The organism is Pseudonocardia lacus (genome assembly GCF_018531445.1).
Classification (GTDB): Bacteria; Actinomycetota; Actinomycetes; order Mycobacteriales; family Pseudonocardiaceae; genus Pseudonocardia; species Pseudonocardia lacus.
Window position 1 is genome coordinate 23,598 of record NZ_JAHDTH010000051.1, and the last position, 15,758, is coordinate 39,355.

At 73.2% G+C, this 15,758-nt stretch carries 14 protein-coding genes and 1 pseudogene; 7 read left to right on the top strand and 8 right to left on the bottom strand.

All coding sequences use genetic code 11. The annotated features are described in order from the left end of the window. Positions 1 to 53 precede the first annotated feature (53 nt). Both ligM and KIK08_RS13780 read right to left on the bottom strand, forming a co-directional pair. Positions 54 to 1,466: a vanillate/3-O-methylgallate O-demethylase gene (ligM, locus tag KIK08_RS13775; protein ID WP_214403511.1), complete on the bottom strand. Its 1,413-nt coding sequence runs from the start codon at positions 1,464 to 1,466 to the stop codon at positions 54 to 56. A gap of 356 nt (positions 1,467 to 1,822) precedes the next feature. Beyond that, complete coding sequence (locus tag KIK08_RS13780) at positions 1,823 to 2,737, bottom strand: methylenetetrahydrofolate reductase (RefSeq protein WP_250556948.1); 915 nt, start codon at positions 2,735 to 2,737, stop codon at positions 1,823 to 1,825. Between the two features lie 280 nt (positions 2,738 to 3,017). Between KIK08_RS13780 and KIK08_RS13785 the strand changes: the two genes are divergently transcribed. The 4 genes from KIK08_RS13785 to KIK08_RS13800 are packed head-to-tail and all read left to right on the top strand — an operon-like array spanning position 3,018 to position 6,626. Further along, entirely contained in the window at positions 3,018 to 3,557 is a 540-nt protein-coding gene (locus tag KIK08_RS13785) for a Rieske (2Fe-2S) protein (RefSeq protein ID WP_214403512.1), read from the top strand. After that, the gene (locus KIK08_RS13790) at positions 3,554 to 4,687 is read left to right on the top strand and encodes an amidohydrolase family protein (RefSeq protein ID WP_308257623.1); all 1,134 of its coding nucleotides are present in this window, start codon (positions 3,554 to 3,556) and stop codon (positions 4,685 to 4,687) included. The genes KIK08_RS13785 and KIK08_RS13790 overlap by 4 nt, the downstream gene beginning before the upstream one ends. Next, positions 4,684 to 5,772 (top strand): amidohydrolase family protein, encoded by a 1,089-nt coding sequence (locus KIK08_RS13795; RefSeq protein ID WP_214403513.1) that lies wholly within the window; start codon positions 4,684 to 4,686, stop codon positions 5,770 to 5,772. The genes KIK08_RS13790 and KIK08_RS13795 overlap by 4 nt, the downstream gene beginning before the upstream one ends. Further along, complete coding sequence (locus tag KIK08_RS13800) at positions 5,769 to 6,626, top strand: alpha/beta fold hydrolase (protein WP_308257624.1); 858 nt, start codon at positions 5,769 to 5,771, stop codon at positions 6,624 to 6,626. Before KIK08_RS13795 ends, KIK08_RS13800 begins: the two co-directional genes overlap by 4 nt. A gap of 57 nt (positions 6,627 to 6,683) precedes the next feature. Here KIK08_RS13800 and KIK08_RS13805 read toward each other — a convergent pair whose 3' ends face one another. Beyond that, positions 6,684 to 7,322, bottom strand: coding sequence for a TetR/AcrR family transcriptional regulator (locus KIK08_RS13805; protein ID WP_214403514.1), 639 nt, complete (start codon positions 7,320 to 7,322; stop codon positions 6,684 to 6,686). 161 nt (positions 7,323 to 7,483) lie between these two features. Here KIK08_RS13805 and KIK08_RS13810 point away from each other — a divergent pair, with 161 nt between their 5' ends. After that, complete coding sequence (locus KIK08_RS13810) at positions 7,484 to 8,932, top strand: MFS transporter (RefSeq protein WP_214403515.1); 1,449 nt, start codon at positions 7,484 to 7,486, stop codon at positions 8,930 to 8,932. Between the two features lie 207 nt (positions 8,933 to 9,139). On the opposite strand, the gene KIK08_RS13815 is transcribed toward KIK08_RS13810, so the two are convergent. Genes KIK08_RS13815 through KIK08_RS13825 form a run of 3 tightly spaced genes read right to left on the bottom strand, consistent with a single transcriptional unit; the run spans position 9,140 to position 11,474 of the window. Continuing rightward, positions 9,140 to 9,763 carry a TetR/AcrR family transcriptional regulator gene (locus KIK08_RS13815; RefSeq protein ID WP_214403516.1) on the bottom strand — a complete coding sequence of 208 codons (624 nt, stop codon included), beginning with the start codon at positions 9,761 to 9,763 and terminating at the stop codon, positions 9,140 to 9,142. 29 nt (positions 9,764 to 9,792) lie between these two features. Continuing rightward, entirely contained in the window at positions 9,793 to 10,467 is a 675-nt protein-coding gene (locus KIK08_RS13820; protein ID WP_214403517.1) for an ABC transporter ATP-binding protein, read from the bottom strand. After that, positions 10,464 to 11,474 (bottom strand): ABC transporter permease, encoded by a 1,011-nt coding sequence (locus tag KIK08_RS13825; protein WP_308257625.1) that lies wholly within the window; start codon positions 11,472 to 11,474, stop codon positions 10,464 to 10,466. The genes KIK08_RS13820 and KIK08_RS13825 overlap by 4 nt, the downstream gene beginning before the upstream one ends. A 382-nt stretch (positions 11,475 to 11,856) precedes the next feature. On the opposite strand from KIK08_RS13825, the gene KIK08_RS13830 reads away from it, so the two are divergent. Then, the gene (locus KIK08_RS13830; protein WP_214403518.1) at positions 11,857 to 12,213 is read left to right on the top strand and encodes a hypothetical protein; all 357 of its coding nucleotides are present in this window, start codon (positions 11,857 to 11,859) and stop codon (positions 12,211 to 12,213) included. Between the two features lie 168 nt (positions 12,214 to 12,381). After that, positions 12,382 to 13,290, top strand: a pseudogene (locus tag KIK08_RS13835) (LysR substrate-binding domain-containing protein); the annotation flags it as partial. A gap of 24 nt (positions 13,291 to 13,314) precedes the next feature. Here KIK08_RS13835 and KIK08_RS13840 read toward each other — a convergent pair. After that, positions 13,315 to 14,022 (bottom strand): response regulator, encoded by a 708-nt coding sequence (locus KIK08_RS13840; protein ID WP_308257626.1) that lies wholly within the window; start codon positions 14,020 to 14,022, stop codon positions 13,315 to 13,317. After that, positions 14,019 to 15,305 carry a GAF domain-containing sensor histidine kinase gene (locus KIK08_RS13845; RefSeq protein ID WP_308257627.1) on the bottom strand — a complete coding sequence of 429 codons (1,287 nt, stop codon included), beginning with the start codon at positions 15,303 to 15,305 and terminating at the stop codon, positions 14,019 to 14,021. The genes KIK08_RS13840 and KIK08_RS13845 overlap by 4 nt, the downstream gene beginning before the upstream one ends. Between the last annotated feature and the right edge of the window lie 453 nt (positions 15,306 to 15,758).

Genomic DNA, 15,758 nt, shown 5'->3' on the forward strand with positions numbered 1-15,758 from the left:
CCGGCGCAGAGCGGCCGCCACCGACGGGGTCTCAGCGGTACAGCAGACGGATCTCAGACGGTGGCGGCGGCGCTGCGCCACCCGGGCTGGTAGCTCTCGCGCACGACCGTCGAGTACGGGGTCGGGCTGACCACGGCCCGCACCTCGAACTGCTCGTGCGGCTGGACGGTGGTCTTGCGGCTGCCGCCGCCCGGCTCGCCCCAGACCACGGTGACCTCGGCGCCGATCGGGACGTCCGGGTTCATCGTGCCGAGCGAGAGCACCTTGCGCTCGTTGGCGCTGTAGCCGGTGAACATCGACAGCCCGATCACGTTGCCGTCGGCGTCGCGCACGGCGTCGTAGTTGGACGAGCCGTAGTTGGCGTTGGGCAGGTCGAAGAACTGGTAGGTCGGGCCGCCCTCGGTGACCGGGTTGGCCAGCAGCTTCGCCACGTCCTCGGCGTTCCAGGCCAGGGTGACCTTGCGGCGCTGGCTGTCCTTGTCCGCGGCGATGGCCTCCAGCGCGTCGCGGCCGATGAAGTCGTGGTCGAACTTCACGAACGAGCCGTAACCCAGCTCCCACGGGTTGACGTAGTAGTCGCGGATGTCGTCGGAGACGAAGCTGCCCGCGATCGCGTTGGTCGCCTCGTAGCTGTCGGCGCCCAGCCACTCGCGGTAGGGCCGCAGCTCCTCGCTGGTGTAGACGGCCGGCAGCGGCGAGGGGATCCAGCCCGACTCCAGGGTGTTGCAGGCGTAGGCCCGCGAGCCGCACGGCTCCAGACCGAACTCGCGCCCGACCTCCAGGATGGTGTCGCGCACCTGGTCGTAGGTCTCGTACGGGCCCCAGATCTCCAGGCCCGGCGCGCCGGCCATGCCGTGGCGCAGCGTGCGGACCTGCTGGCCGCCGATGTTCATCGTGCCCATGCGGAAGAACTTGACCTGCTCGACGGTGCCGCCGTGCAGCTTCTCGATCACGTCCCAGGCCCGCGGGCCCTGGATCTGGAAGCGCCACACGTCGCGGGAGACGGCCTTGCCGTAGGGCCGCATCGGGGAGCGGTTGTCCAGCCGGACCTCGGCGTTGTAGCCGGTGCTGCCCTTGAACAGCAGCCAGTTCGCGACCGGGGCGCGCCCGACGAAGACGAACTCCTCCTCGGCCAGGCGGAACAGGATGCCGTCGCCGATGACGCCGCCCTCGGGGCCCACCGGCACGAACTGCTTCGCGCTGTCGACCGGGAAGTTGGCGAAGCTGTTGATCCCGGTGTCGGAGAGCAGCTTGAGCGCCTCGGGCCCGGAGACCCACAGGTTGGCCATGTGGTGGGACTGGTCGAACAGCACGGCCGTGTCGCGCCAGGCGTTGACCTCGCGGCGCCAGTTGGTGAACTCGGCCGGCACCACGGGGTAGATGTAGGCGCCGAGTTGGGAGTTCCGCAGGATCTCGACCGTGTTGCCCCCGTTGTCCAACACGTCCTGGAGGCTCTTAGCGCTCATGTGTGCCCACCCGTTCTCGTCGCGGTACCGGGGCGCGGAAACGGCGCCACGCGGTGTGCCGGCCTCGTCGGCGGCCCGGTGTGAACCTGCCGTCGGGCAAAAGTTACGCAGGCGGGCCCGGACCCGACACCGGGCAATGGCGTGACCAGCCCCGCCGTGCGCGACGGTCGAGCCCGCGTCATATGACGTAGCGGCCGGTGGGCGTCGCCGGGGGTGGGTCGCCCGTCGCCGGGTGCGCGGGCGAACGCGCTGGTCGGAGCGCCCGCACAGGGGCGGAGACGAGGACGACGCCATGGGATCAACGGGATTGATCCCATGGCGTCGTCGTCGACGGGCGAATGCCCGCGCGGGTCGGGTCAGGACAGCCGGGCGATCCGGTCGCGGCGCCAGGCCTCGGTCTTCTCCAGCTCGTTGAAGGTGAAGACGTGGAAGCCCGCGAGGCCGTGGCCGTCCGCGCCGAGGTGCGGGGCCAGCCCGTCGACCAGGCGGCGGGGGCTGTAGCCACCGGGCAGGAAGAACCGCCACAGCATGTTCTGCTGCTTGGCCAGGAACCGCGCCGACGGGCCGAGGCCCAGGCCGGCCGCGATGCGCACCAGCTTCTGCCGGCTGACCACGCCCGGGATGCCGACCCGGACGGGCAGCGCCACGCCGTCGGCGTGCACCCGGCGGGCCCAGGCCACGATCGTGTCGGCGTCGAAGCAGAGCTGGGTCATGATCGTGGTGGCGTGCGGGGCCTTGGCCTGCAGGGCCCGCTCGATCAGCTCGTCGGAGATGGTGCCGTGCCCCTCCGGGTAGCCGCCGATGCCCACCGAGCGGAACGGGTGGTGGATGGCGTGCAGGCGCTCCAGCAGGCTCAGCGCGTCGGGGAACTCACCGGCCGCCTCCGGGGCGTCGCCGCCGATCACGAAGACGCTCTCCACGCCGGCCTCGCGCATCCGGGCGACGATGTCGGCCAGGTGCGCCTGATCGCGCACGAGCCGGGCGGCCAGGTGGGGCGCGGCGGCGTAGCCGTGCCCGCAGAGGCGTTCGGTGAGCTCCAGCGTGCGATCGAGGCCACGGGCCTCGGTGGTGGTGACGGTCAGCGCGACGTCCTTGGGGACGTGGGCGAGCACCGACTCCTCGGTCTTCTTGAACGGCAGGATCTCGTAGCTGGCGTTGCGCAGCGCGCGGGCCAGCACGGCCCGCTGCGCGCGGGCCGTCGCCCGGCCCTCGCGCCCGGAGGGCCCGTCGTTCCCTGAGGTGGCCGCGGCACCCAGCATGTCGGAGCTCATGATCGTCGGACACCTCTCGTGGGGCCATTCGTCGACCGGTAGGGGAAACGGTAGGAAAATGCGGGCCGCGCGGAATCGCGCGGATGACCGGACGGCGGCGGTGCCGGCGTCGCACCGCGACCGCGACAACTGACGCGGTGGGAGCGGCTCCGCGACCCACCCCGGTGCAGGCGGTATTAGCGCAGCGCAGCCTGGTGGCGCTGCGCCATAAACGTCGGTGATGGTCGGCATCCCGATCTTTTGTTTCCGACCCGCCGTCGCGGTGCCTAGCGTCGGGGTGGTGAGAATCGTGGTCTCGCGGCTCGACGAGTTCCCCCCTGGTGAGCGGAAGATCGTGCAGGCCGGGCGGCGGTCGATCGGTGTGTTCCGGATCGGCGACTCGTTCTACGCGATCAACAACTACTGCCCGCACCAGGGCGGCCCGCTGTGCCAGGGCCGGACGAAGCCCTGGCTGAGCTCCGGGCGCCCCGGCGAGTTCGTCCTCGACGAGGACGAGGCGCTGGTGGCCTGCCCCTGGCACGGCTGGGAGTACGACCTGGCCACCGGCCAGTCGTTCCTCGGACCAGGGGAGGCGCCCGTGCGCACGTACTCGGTGTCGGTGGAGTCGGCGTCGGTGGAGTCGGTGCCGGCGGACTCGGTGCCGGCGAACCCGGAGTCGGTGGACTCGGCGTCGGTGCCGGCGGTGTCCAAGGGCGGGCGCCGGCCCGGCCCGTACGTGGCCGACACGTTCCCCGTGCACGTCGAGGACGCCTACGTCGTCGTCGAGACCAGTCCGCGCCCGGCCACGCAGCTGGCCGCCCGAGCCGGAGGTGACCGGTGACCAGCACGATCGACACGCCCGCCACGACGGCGGCGCCGACGACCCGGACGCCGAACCGCGCCGCCCACACGATCGTCGACAGCGACATCCACCCGCACGCCCTGGCCCGCGACATCGCGCCGCGGCTGAGCGCGGAGCACCGCGAGCGCTGGGAGATGTTCGGCAGCCGGGTGCCCGGCCCGCCGGAGATCTACCCGCGGGTGCGCAACTCCGGGTTCCGGCTGGACTCCTGGCCGGAGGGCGGCTTCCCGGGCAGCGACCTGCAGATGACCCGCGACCAGCTGCTCGACGAGTACGGCATCGACCACGGCATCCTGATCCCGCTGCAGGGCCACACCTGGGGCGCCGAGCAGCCGCACTACGCGGCCGGGCTCACCCGCGCGGTCAACGACTGGATCGCCGAGGAGTGGCTCGACCCCGAGCCCCGGCTGCGCAGCTCCATCAACATCGCCACCGAGTCGCCCGACCTGGCCGCCGCGGAGATCCGCCGCCTCGCCGACGACCCGCGGTTCGTGCAGGTGCTGCTCTCGACCGGCGGCGAGTCCGGCTACGGCACCCGCCGCTACTGGCCCATCTACGCCGCCGCGGCCGAGGCCGGGCTGCCGATCTGCGCGCACACCGGAGGGCTCGAACAGCACCGCGGCGCCGGCTGGCCGTCGTTCTACCTCGAAGAGCACGTCTGGAACGGCAACACGATGGCCTCGCTGGTCACCAGCATGCTGTGCGAGGGGGTGTTCACCGAGTTCCCCGACCTGCAGGTCATCTGCGTCGAGGGCGGCATCGCCTGGGCAGGCCCGCTGATGTGGGCGCTGGACGACGCCTGGTCGCAGCTGCGCCGGGACGTGCCGCACCTGCGCAAGCCGCCCTCGGAGTACATCCGCGAGCACTTCTGGTTCACCACCCAGCCCATCGAGGAGCCCGACGACCCGGCCGACCTGGCCACGGCGCTGGAGCTGATCGGGATGGACGAGCGCATCATGTTCGCCTCGGACTACCCGCACTGGGACTTCGACTCGCCCCGCCAGGCGCCCAAGCTGTTCCCGGCCGCGCTGCGCCGCCAGATCATGGGCTCGAACGCGTGCGCGCTCTACGGGTTGCCCGAGCGCCCCGGTGCGGAGGGGGAGCGGTGAGCGCCGCGACCGCGCCCGCCGTGGGCCTGGCCGTCGACGCCGTCGACGCCGATGTGCACTGCGCACCCACCGCCCTCACCGACCTCGCCCCGTTCATGGACCGGTACTGGCGCGGCTACATCGCCGAGGGCGGCGTCGCGCTCTCGCCCACCCAGGGCGGGGCCTACCCGCCGATGGCGCCGACCAGCCTCACCCCGGCGGCGCGGGCCGTCGGGTCGACGCCGCCGACCTCGGTCGAGCGCCTGCGCGCCGAGCTGCTCGACCCGTTCGCCGTGCGCACCGCCGTGCTGAACTGCACCACGTCGTTCCACTGCAACCGCAACCCGTACTACGAGGCGGCGCTCACCCGCGCCGTCAACGACTGGCTACGCGCCGAGTGGCTGGCCCGCGACGAGCGGCTGCGCATGTCGATGGTGGTGCCCACGCTGGACACCGCGGCCGCGGTCGCCGAGATCGAGCGCATCGGCGACGAGCCCGGCGTCGTGCAGGTCCTGCTGCCGGTGCGCGCGGACGCGCCGTGGGGCAACGTCCGCCACCGCCCGATCCTGCGGGCCGCCGCGGAGCGCGGGCTGGTCGTCGGCGTGCACGCCTGGGGGCGCACCGGCAACGCGCCCACCTCCAGCGGCATGACCCGCACCTACCTCGAGGACTACCTGGCCAACTCGCAGATCGTCGCCCAGGCCCAGGTCACCAGCCTGGTCACCGAGGGCGTGTTCGCCGAGCTGCCCGACCTGCGGGTCAGCCTGCTCGAATGCGGCTTCTCCTGGCTGCCCACGCTGCTGTGGCGCTTCGACAAGGACTGGAAGGGCGTCTGGCGGGAGGTGCCGTGGCTCGACCGCAGGCCGTCGGAGATCGTGCGCGAGCACCTGCGGCTGACCACCTCGCCCGCGCACCTGCCGGCCGAGCCCGAGCGGGCCCGCCGGGCGCTGGAGCTGTTCGACGCCGCCGACGTGCTGCTGCACGCCAGTGACCACCCGCACGACCACGGCCCCGGCGGCGAGCGCCTGCTCGCGGTGCTGACCGACGACGAGCGCGACCGCGTGCTGCGCGGCAACGCCACGGCCTGGTACCAGCTGGACCGGTGATCCTGGAGGGCTTCACCGCCGCGGACGTCGACACGCCGAGCGGGGGGCGCATCCGGGTCCGCAGGGCGGGGACCGGTCCGCCGGTCGTGCTGCTGCACGGCTACCCGCAGACGTCGGCGATGTGGCACCTCGTCGCCCCGGCGCTCGCCGCGGACCGCACGGTCGTCCTGGCCGACCTGCCCGGCTACGGCGACAGCCGGGCGGGCGCCGCGGACGTGGCCGCCGCCGGCAAGCGCGCGATGGCCGTCGAGGTGGTCGCGGTGATGCGGGCGCTGGACCACGAGCGCTTCGCCGTGGTCGGGCACGACCGGGGCGCGCGCTGCGCGTACCGGCTCGCGCTCGACCACCCCGACACGGTCACCGCGCTCGCGGTGCTGGACGTGCTGCCCACCGGCGACGTGTTCGCCCGGGTGGACGCCGCCTTCGCCCGCTCGGCGTGGCACTGGTTCTTCCTCGCCCAGCCCACCGACCTGCCGGAGCGGATGATCGCCGCCGACCCGGACGCCTTCTTCCTGCGCGGCACCCCCGCGTTCCACCCCGAGGCGCTGGCCGAGTACCGGCGCGCGTGGGCCCGGCCCGAGGTCGTGCACGCGATGTGCCAGGACTACCGGGCCGGGGCCGGCGTCGACACCGGCGACGACGAGGCCGACCGCGGGGTGCGCACCATCTCCTGCCCGACGCTGGTGCTGTGGGGCGAGCGCGGCCCGCTCGGCCGGGAGCCGGACGTCCTGGGGCTCTGGCGGGCCTGGGCGCCCGCCGCCTTCGGCCGCGCCCTCGACTGCGGCCACTACCTGGCCGAGGAGCGCCCCGCCGAGACGCTGGCCGCGATCCGGGAGCTGCTGGACGGCCGGTAGTGCTCGGTCACCTCGGCGGTCGGGGGGAGCCCGGACGGTCGCCGCCTGCCCGGGTCGTCATCTCCTGGCCGAGTAGTAGCCGAGGAACATGTCCACGCCACGGTCGACGAGCTCGTCCGCACGCTTCTCGTCGATCCGTTCGCCGTAGGCGATGTGGGCGAAGTGCGGGTAGAGCACGAGCGCGTACAGCTGGACCAGCGCCAGCTCGATGTCCGGGATGTCGAGCTCCCCGAGATCGATGCGTCTGCGGAACTCCTCGGCCAGGACCGCGGATGTCGGGCCCGGGCCGTTGGCCTTCCACGCCGCACCGAGCTCCGGGAACCGCTGCGCCTCGCTGGCGACCAGCGTGCGCAGCGCGAGCACCTGCGGCTGGGCCATCCCGGCCACCCACCCCCGCGCCGTCCGCACGAGGACCTCACGGATGTCGTCGGACTCCTCCAGGCTCGTGCGCAGGGCCGACTTCGGCTGTTCGAGCGCTTCCTCGAGGGCGTCGTGGACGACCGCCAGGAAGAGTTCCCGCTTGCTGCCGAAGTGGTTGTAGATCGTCACCTTCGACACGTCGGCCCGCTGGGCGATGAGGTCGATGCCGGCTTCGAAGCCGCGGGCGAGGAACACCTCGCGGGCGGCCTCCACGATCGCCCGGCGCTTGAGATCGGCCCGCTCGCCGGTGGGCGCCCGTCCGCGCACGTCGGTCATGCCGGCAGGGTACCAAGTCACTGAACTGCTCCGTTCAGTTCAGCGCCGGACGCGGCTCCGACGAGGCAACTGAACTGTACTGTTGCGTTCACATGAACTGGTACGTACAGTTCAGTTCGCGTGACCGGGACTGCTGCCTCCACATGACAAGGGGTGTACTCATGTCGTCCGAGCTCAGATCGACCTCGGTGGTGCCCGCGGCCGAGCCGCGCCGGGACCGTCGGGCCGCGCGGTTGGCCTTGTTGTCGTTCGCGATGCTGATCGTCTCCCTGGACCAGTACATCGTCGTGGTCGCGCTGCCCCGGATCGGCGCCGACCTGGGCTACACCGCCCAGACCCTGCAGGCGGTCATCAGCGCGTACGCGATCGCCTCCAGCGGGTTCCTGCTGTTCGGCGGCCGGGCCGCGGACCTGCTGGGCCCGCGCCGGGTGCTCGTCGCCGGGCTGGTGCTCTACGCCGTGGCGTCCGCCGTCGGAGGTCTGGCGACCGTGCCGTTGGTCCAGCTCGCCGGCCGGGCGCTGCAGGGACTCGGCGGCGCGCTGGTCTTCCCCAGCACCTTGGCGATCATCAACTCCGCCTTCGCCGAGGGCCGCGACCGCAACCGCGCGCTGAGCGTGTGGGGCGGGGCCGGCGCCGCGGGCCTGGTCGTCGGGGTCCTGTTCGGAGGGGCGCTCACGCAGGGCTTCGGGTGGCGAGCGGTGTTCTTCGTCAACGTCCCGCTGGCCGGCGCCGCGATCGTCCTGGTGTTCGCGCTCATCGGTGCCGACGGGGCCCGCGAGGTGGGTCGGCGGTTCGACCTGCCCGGCGCGCTGAGCGTCACCGCGGCGGTGACCCTGTTGGTGTTCGCGTTGGTCCGCGGGCCGGACGTGGGATGGGGCTCGCCGGAGATCGTGGCCGCGGTCGTCGCCGGTTCGCTCCTGCTCGCGGCGTTCGCCGTGATCGAGCGGCGCAGCGCGGATCCGCTCCTGCCGCTGCACCTGCTGGCCAACCGCAGTCTCATGCTGGCCGTGGTGGTCGCGTCGATGTTCACGGCGACCTTCGGGACACTGCTGTACTTCCTGTCGATCCACCTCCAGGACGTGTGGGGGTACGACGCGCTGGCCACCGGTCTCGGGTTCCTGCTCCCGACCGCGGTGGTCGTGTCCGGCTCGATCCTGGCCGGACCCGTGGTGACCCGAATCGGTGTGCGACGCACGCTGTTCGGCGCGCTCGCCGTCGGTGCCGCGGGCGCGTGCCTGCTCGGCCTCGCTCTCGCCCCCGATGGCTCCTACGCCTGGCTGGTGCCCGGCCTGATCGCGGTCAGCATCGGCGACGGGATGGTGTTCACGACCATGTACATCGCCGCGGCGCAGGGGGTGTCCGACCGGCAGCAGGGGGTCGCCTCGGGCGTCGTGACCACCGGCTCGGGGGTCGGCGCCGCGGTCGGCCTCGCGGTGCTGGTCCTGATCGCGAACGCCGACGCCCGCGGTCTCGACGGCGTAGCGCTCCGGATCGCCACCAGCGGCGGGATCAGGACCGCCGTGTTCGTCATCGCTTCCGGGATCGTGCTCACCTGCTTGGTGGCGCTCGCCTTCGGGCGCCGCTCCGCCGCGGTGGTGGACCGGGCATGACCGGCGTCGTAGGGAAGGAGTGGGCGCGGACCTGCTGGGTTGCCCGCCGACGTTCCTCGTGGCGGTCGTCCTGATCTCCGCCTCGCCCGGTCCGGCGATGGCGCTCATCCTGCGCCGCGCTGCGCTGCGGGGCTTCCGGGGCGCGATACCGACCGTCCTCGGTGCGGGTGGCGGCGAGCACCGACTCGTACCGCGAACGGCACCCGATCACGGTGGTTGGTGACGTGCCGGAGGGAGTTGGCGCGTCCGTGTGCGGTTCCGGTGGGCGTTCAGGTAAGGGCGGAGGAGGCGGTCGAGCAGCGCCAGCGCCGCGGCGCCGTCGTCGGGCTCGACGTCCTGGCAGGCGCGCAGGATCGCCGCGTTGACCAGCTCGGCCATCCGCTCGGGCTCCGGTTCGCCGAGCCGGCGCAGGGCCTCGAGGAGGGGCTCGCGCTGGCGGATGTGGAACTGCGAGCTGTGCTCGTGCAGCACCGCCGGGTCGATGAGGGTGCGCAGCGCCTTCGCCACCGTCTGCTCCGGGCCGGTGAACAGTTCGACGTTGGCCTCGACGTACGCCCACACCCGATCGGCGGGGGTGGACGCGGCGTCGACGTGGTCGAGCACCCGCGTGGTCCAGGCCGGGAAGACGTCGGCGACGACGCCGTGCAGCAGCGCCTCGCGGGAGGTGAAGTACTGGTAGACGCTGGGTCTGGCCAGGCCGACCCTGGCGCCGGCTGCGGCCAGCGACGGCGCCCTGCCCGTCTCTTCCAGGAGTGCCCGTGCCGCATCCAGGATCGCCCGCCGCCGCAGCTTGCGGTGCTCGGCGACGGTGGGGGCCTGGATGCGGGGCACGGCACCCTCCGTTCAGCGGTAGGCGCGTGTCACGCCAGGGCGGGCTGCTGCTCGGTCAACCCGCCGTCGACCATCTCGAGCACCCGGTCGCAGTGGCCCAGCACGTCGTGGTCGTGGGTCACGACCACTGTACCCATCCCGTAGCGGTGGGTCTCCCTGGCCAGCAGGCCCAGGACCTCGCGGCGACGGTCGAGAGCGGCGGTCGGCTCGTCCACGAGCAGCATCCCGGGCCGGGTGACGAGGGCCCGGGCGATGCCGATCCGCTGGCGTTCCCCACCGGAGAGCTGGTGGGGCCTGCGGTCCGCCCGGTGCTCCATGCCGACCTCGGCGAGCAGTTCGCGCGGGTCGCGGGGGTCCTCGATCCGCGCGAAGGTCAGCGGCAGCCGGATCTGATCGAGGGCGGTCAGCGCCGGGATCAGGTTGTTGCTCTGGAAGACGTAGCCGATCCGCTCCCGACGAATCCGCGCCCGCTCCCGTTCCGACCCGGCCAGGTCGACACCGTCGATCACCACCCGGCCCTCGTCGGGCACGGTGAGCCCGCCCGCCACGGCGAGCAGGCTCGACTTGCCCGCCCCGGACGGGCCGACGACCGCGACGATCTCGCCCCGCGGGACGTGCAGGGAGACGCGGTCGAGGGCGACGGTCTCGTCCTCCCCGTCCCCATGACGCAGGGTGACCTGGTCCACGACCAGTCCGGTGCTCATCGGTTGCCTCCCAGAGCGGTGAGGGGATCGACCTTGGTGACGCGCAGCACCGCGACGGCCGAGCCGACCATGCCGAGCAGGACCAGGAGCAGGGCGGCGACGCCGATCGCGACGGCATCGAGGGCGAACGGCATCGGGGTCGCCGAGAGCGCGGCGCCCGCCGCGACGCCGACGCCCACGCCGACCGCGGTGGACACCACGAGCAGGACCAACGACTGCAGCAGGCTGTCGCGCAGCACGTACCGCGTGCTCGCCCCCATCGCGCGCAGCACCGCGATCTCCGGCTTGCGCTGGATGACCAACACGGTGAAGAACGCCCCCACGACCAGCGCGGAGATCGCGTAGAGGAACACCTGGATCATGCTGAGGGTCGCGGTCTCCGCGGTGTAGCCGGGCGAGGCCCCGAAGGACTCCTCCAACGTCAGCGACGTCGTCCCGGCCGCCTCGTCCCCGGCGGCGAGGTCCGTGGCCGCGTCGGCGCGCACCGCCACGGCGGTGATCTCGTCGTGCGCGCGCGGGGGGACCTGGGCACCGGGCCCGGCCCCCACCCGGATCTCCTGCCAGGTGCTCAGGGGGACGTACCCGACGTCGACGTGCCCGTAGGTGTGCTGGCCGTCCAGCACCCCGACCACGGTCAGCTCGGTCCCGATCCGGTCGAGGGTGATCGTGTCGCCGAGCCGGAAGCCCGCGTCCAGTGCGGTGGCGCTGACCAGGACCCCCCGCGGGTCCGAGCCGAGCCGGGCGCCCTGCGCCGGGAGGGGATCGAGGAAGGAACCCGGTTCCACCCCGAACAGCGCGAGGTCGACCTCGGTGCCCCCGTCGGACGTGGCGTTGACCAGCGTGCTGCCGAACGGCGCGGCGTCGGTCACGCCGTCGCGTCCCGCCCACGAGTCGACCGCGTCGAGATCGACGACGCTGCGCGAGAAGGCGGCGTCGGTGGCCACGCCGTCCTCGAAGGCCAGCGAGGTGACCGGCAGCTTCTGCAGCCCGGACACCCCGTCGTCCACCAGGCCCACCGACAGCCCGGACCGATCAGCCCGACGACCGCCCCCATCAGCACGAACCGACTCCGCGCGAACACCAGTTCTCGGACGGTCAGGAACATCGCGGGCACCATCTTGCCGACACCATGTCGGGAACATTAGCGCGACGGCGACGGCGCCCGACCGCCACCCCGTATCGGGCACACCGGATGTATCGGACCGTTCCGACCCGGGAGTCGACGCGGTCCGGGTGTCCGCAGGATGCCGACGGGGCGTTGGTATCCTCGGCGCGAGTTCGGGTGGAATGTCGGTTTCAGGCCGACCGGGTCACCGCCCACGCGGCCAGGAGTCGTGACCCCAGCACGACCTCGACCATCGCAAGAACGAACGTGGAGTGGGCGACATCATGGAGTTCCTGAGGCTGCTGCTGGTCTTCGTGCACTTCATCGGACTGGCGGTGCTGATCGGGGCGTTCATCGCCCAGCTCCGCCAGCCGTCGGAGGAGGGTCGCCGCCGCCCGGCGGCGGGCGTCCTGCACGGCGCGCTCACCCAGCTGGTGACCGGTGTCGCCCTGGTCGGAGTGCGGGAGGGTGCGCTCGACCTGCCCGTCGACAACACCAAGATCGCCGTCAAGCTGCTCGTCCTGATCGTGCTGCTGGTGCTCGTCCTGGTCGGGCGCCGCAAGCCGCTGAACCAGGTCCTGTTCTGGGCGATCGGCGCGCTGGCCGTCGTCAACGTGGGGATCGCCGTCTTCTGGGTCTGAGATTGCCCGCTCCGGCCGGCCACCCCACCGGCCCGGCGGCCCGGTGGTCGCGGGCCGACCGCGACATCCGTCTCGTCGTGCCGCGCGCGCGTTGACCCGCCCGCCCCGGTAGGGACTAATGGGTCGCCGCGCCGGCCCTCCCGGCCGGAGAGGGGGGCAGCTGAGGTGGTGAAGCGCTCGGGCACCCCGTTGGCCAACCTCGACCTCAACCTCGTCGTCATCCTGCGCGAACTGCTGCGCGAGCGGAACGTCACCCGGGCCGCGAAGCGCGTCGGGATCACCCAGCCCGCGGCCAGCGCCGCGCTGGCCAGGCTGCGCCGCTACTTCGGCGACGAGCTGCTCGAACGCACCCGCGGCGGCTTCGTCCTGTCGCCGCTGGGCGTGCAGCTCGCCGCGCAGATCGAGCCGGTCTGCGCCGGGCTGGAGCGGCTGTTCTCCACCGACTCCGCGTTCCACCCGCACGACTCCGACCGCGAGTTCGCCGTGCTCGTTCCCGACTACGTGCTCGCGGCGTTGGGCGAGCCGCTCTCGCGGGCGATGCACGAGGCCGCCCCGCACGTCCGGCTCAACGTCAAGGTGATGAAGGAGCGCCTGCCCGACGACCCGCTGGAGGCGCTGCGCGGGCTCGACGCCATCATCTCCGCGCCCACCGCGCGGCTGCGCACCCCCGGCATCCACGGGATGGAGCTGTTCCGCGACCGCTGGGTCTGCGTGGTGGCCGCGCAGAACCCGGTGGGGGAGCACCTCACGCTCGACGACCTGCAGCGCCTGCCCTGGGTCGTGCCGCACCACCCCGACGCCGGCTACCCGGCCAGCTCGCCGCTCGCGCCGCTGCTGGCCCGGCTCACCACCCGGCCGACCGTGGCGGTGCGGGTCGAGAGCTACCAGGCCACGCCGTACTTCGTGGCCGGCACCGACCGGGTCGCGGTGATGCAGCAGCGCCTCGCCGCCCGCTTCGCCGACCGGCCCGACCTGCGCGTGCTGGACTGCCCCGGCGACCCGCCGCCCGTCGTCGAGACGCTGTGGTGGCACGCCCGCAACGACGAGGACGACGGGCACCGCTGGTTCCGCGGGCGGGTGGCCGAGGCGGCGGGCACCGGGTCACATGCCGGGCGGGGGGATCAACCCCTCCCGGATCGCGACGAGCGCCGCCTGGGTGCGCGAGGACAGCTGCAGCTTGGACAGCACGTGGCTGACGTGGGTGCGCGCGGTGCGCTCCCCGATGAACAGCTTCGCGGCGATCTCCCGGTTCGACAGCCCGCGGGCCACCAGCGCCAGGATCGTGCGCTCCCGTGAGGTGAGCGCGGCGATGCCGGTGGGCGGGGACACCAGGTGGCGGGCCAGCCGCCCGGCCACCGCGGGGTCGAGGTGCACCTCGCCGCGGTCGGCGGCGCGGATCGCCGCGGCGATCTCGTCGGGGTCGGCGTCCTTGAGCAGGTAGCCCGCCGCCCCGGCCTGCAGCGCGGTCTGCACGCGCTCCAGCTCGCCGAAGCTGGTCAGCACCACGATCTGCACCTCGGGGTGGGCCGCGCGCACCGCGCCGATCGCGGTGATGCCGTCCATCCGCGGCATCAGCACGTCCATCAGCACGACCCGGGGCAGCCTGCCCTCGGTGGCCATGCGGCGCAGCTTCTCCAGCGCGTCCTGGCCGTCCACCGCCTCGGCGACGACCTCGATGCCGGTCGTGCTCTCCAGGTAGGCGACCAACCCGCGGCGCACGACGGCGTGGTCGTCGACGATCAGGACCTCGATGGCGTCGGCGGGGGCCCGCTCGTCCCGCTCGTCCCGCTCGACCACCGCGACGTTCACCGCAGCCCGCCGCGCGCCGGCACGCGCACCGTGACCCGGCACCCCGACCCGTCGTTGCCGATCTCCATCCGACCACCCCATCGCTGAGCTCGTTCCCGCATCGACACCAGGCCCAGCGCGTCGGGGCGGGGCCGGGGGTCCGACAGCCCGCTCCCGTCGTCGCTGACCCTCAGCAGCACCTGCCGGTCGTCGGGCGACCCGTCCTGGCAGAGCAGGACCGACGCCCGGGTCGCCCCGGCGTGCTTGACCACGTTGTGCAGCGCCTCCTGGGTGATCCGGTAGAGGTCCTCCTGGAGTTCGGTGGACAGCCCGGACATGTCCTGCGCCTCGACGTCGACGCGCAGGCCGGAGGTGGCCTGCACCGACTCGGCGTGGTCGCGCACCGCGCCGGTCAGGCCCCGCTCGACCAGCTCGACCGGGTGCAGCTGCATGACCATGCCGCGCAGGTCGGCCAGCGCGCTCTGGGCGAGGTCGAGCATCTCGTCGGCCACCGCGCGCACCCGCTCGGGGCTGCTGGTGCGACCCGGCTCGACCTGCGCGCGCAGCGCCTTGGCCTGCATCCGCATCGAGAAGACCTGCTGGACGATCGAGTCGTGCAGCTCCCGGGCCAGCCGGGCCCGCTCGGCGAGCTGCGCGTCGCGCCGCGAGCGGGCCAGCAGGTCGGCCGAGTCGACGGCGGTGGCGGCCTGGTCGGCCATCGCCTCGAGGAACTCCAGCGCGGCGGCGCTCGGGCTCTCGCCCGGCTCGTAGAAGGCGTTCAGCACGCCGACCGGGCGGCCGCGCACCACCAGCGGGACGGCCGCGAAGGCGTCCCAGCCGGGCGCGCCCATGATCTCGTGCAGCGGGGCCCAGGTCGGGTCGGCGAGCACGGCCGCCTTGCGGTGCTCGACGATGATCCGCCGGCCGGTCGTGTAGGCCTCGACGAACATCAGCCGCGCGCCGCGGCGGCGGCACTCGTCGAGCCGGTCGGCGAAGTCGTCGGCGCCGGTGAACCCGGCCTTGCCGATGACCCGCATCGTGCCGCCCTCCACGCGCAGGATCTGCACCGCGGCGATGTGCTCGGCCTGCAGCACCTCGCTGGCCACGACGTCCAGGGTGATGCTCAGCGAGGCCGCGTCGGCCACGCTGGACGCCGCCCTGGCGATCGCGGCCAGCCGCCGCTGCCCGCGCCGGGACTCCTCGGTCAGCTCCAGCAGGCTGCCGCAGCCCGCCCCGCAGGGGACGCGCCCGTCGCCCAGCGGCCCGCCCCTGGCCGGGGCCTCCACCGTTGCGTGTTCCGTCACGCCGACTCCCTCGTCCAGCGCCCGCTCCCGCCGGCCCGCGGGCCGGGCGAAGATCGTGCCCAGTCTCGTCATGCCGGGTGGCAGGTCACAAGGGGCCGTGCGTGTCGGAACGACGACGGCCACCCGACCGTGTCCGGATCGCGACGTTTGTTGCGGTTCTGTTGCGTCGAACGGCGGATACCCGCCACCCCTGGCCACGGGTGCGACATCTGACGCGGTCGGCGGCGGCAACCCTGGCCTCCCGGACGGGGTCATCCGCGTATGGAGATCATCTACGCACGGTCATAACCTCCGACACCGTCGACCCGATCCGGTGCGGCGCAGCAGTCAGAAAGGTCCACCGATGCACCTGCCCACCCCGCCGTCCCTGCTCCGCCCGGCTCCCCGGCGGCGCACCGGCCGCCGCGGTGGCGTGGCGGCGGCAGCCGCCGCCCTCGCCGTCGCGCTGGCGGG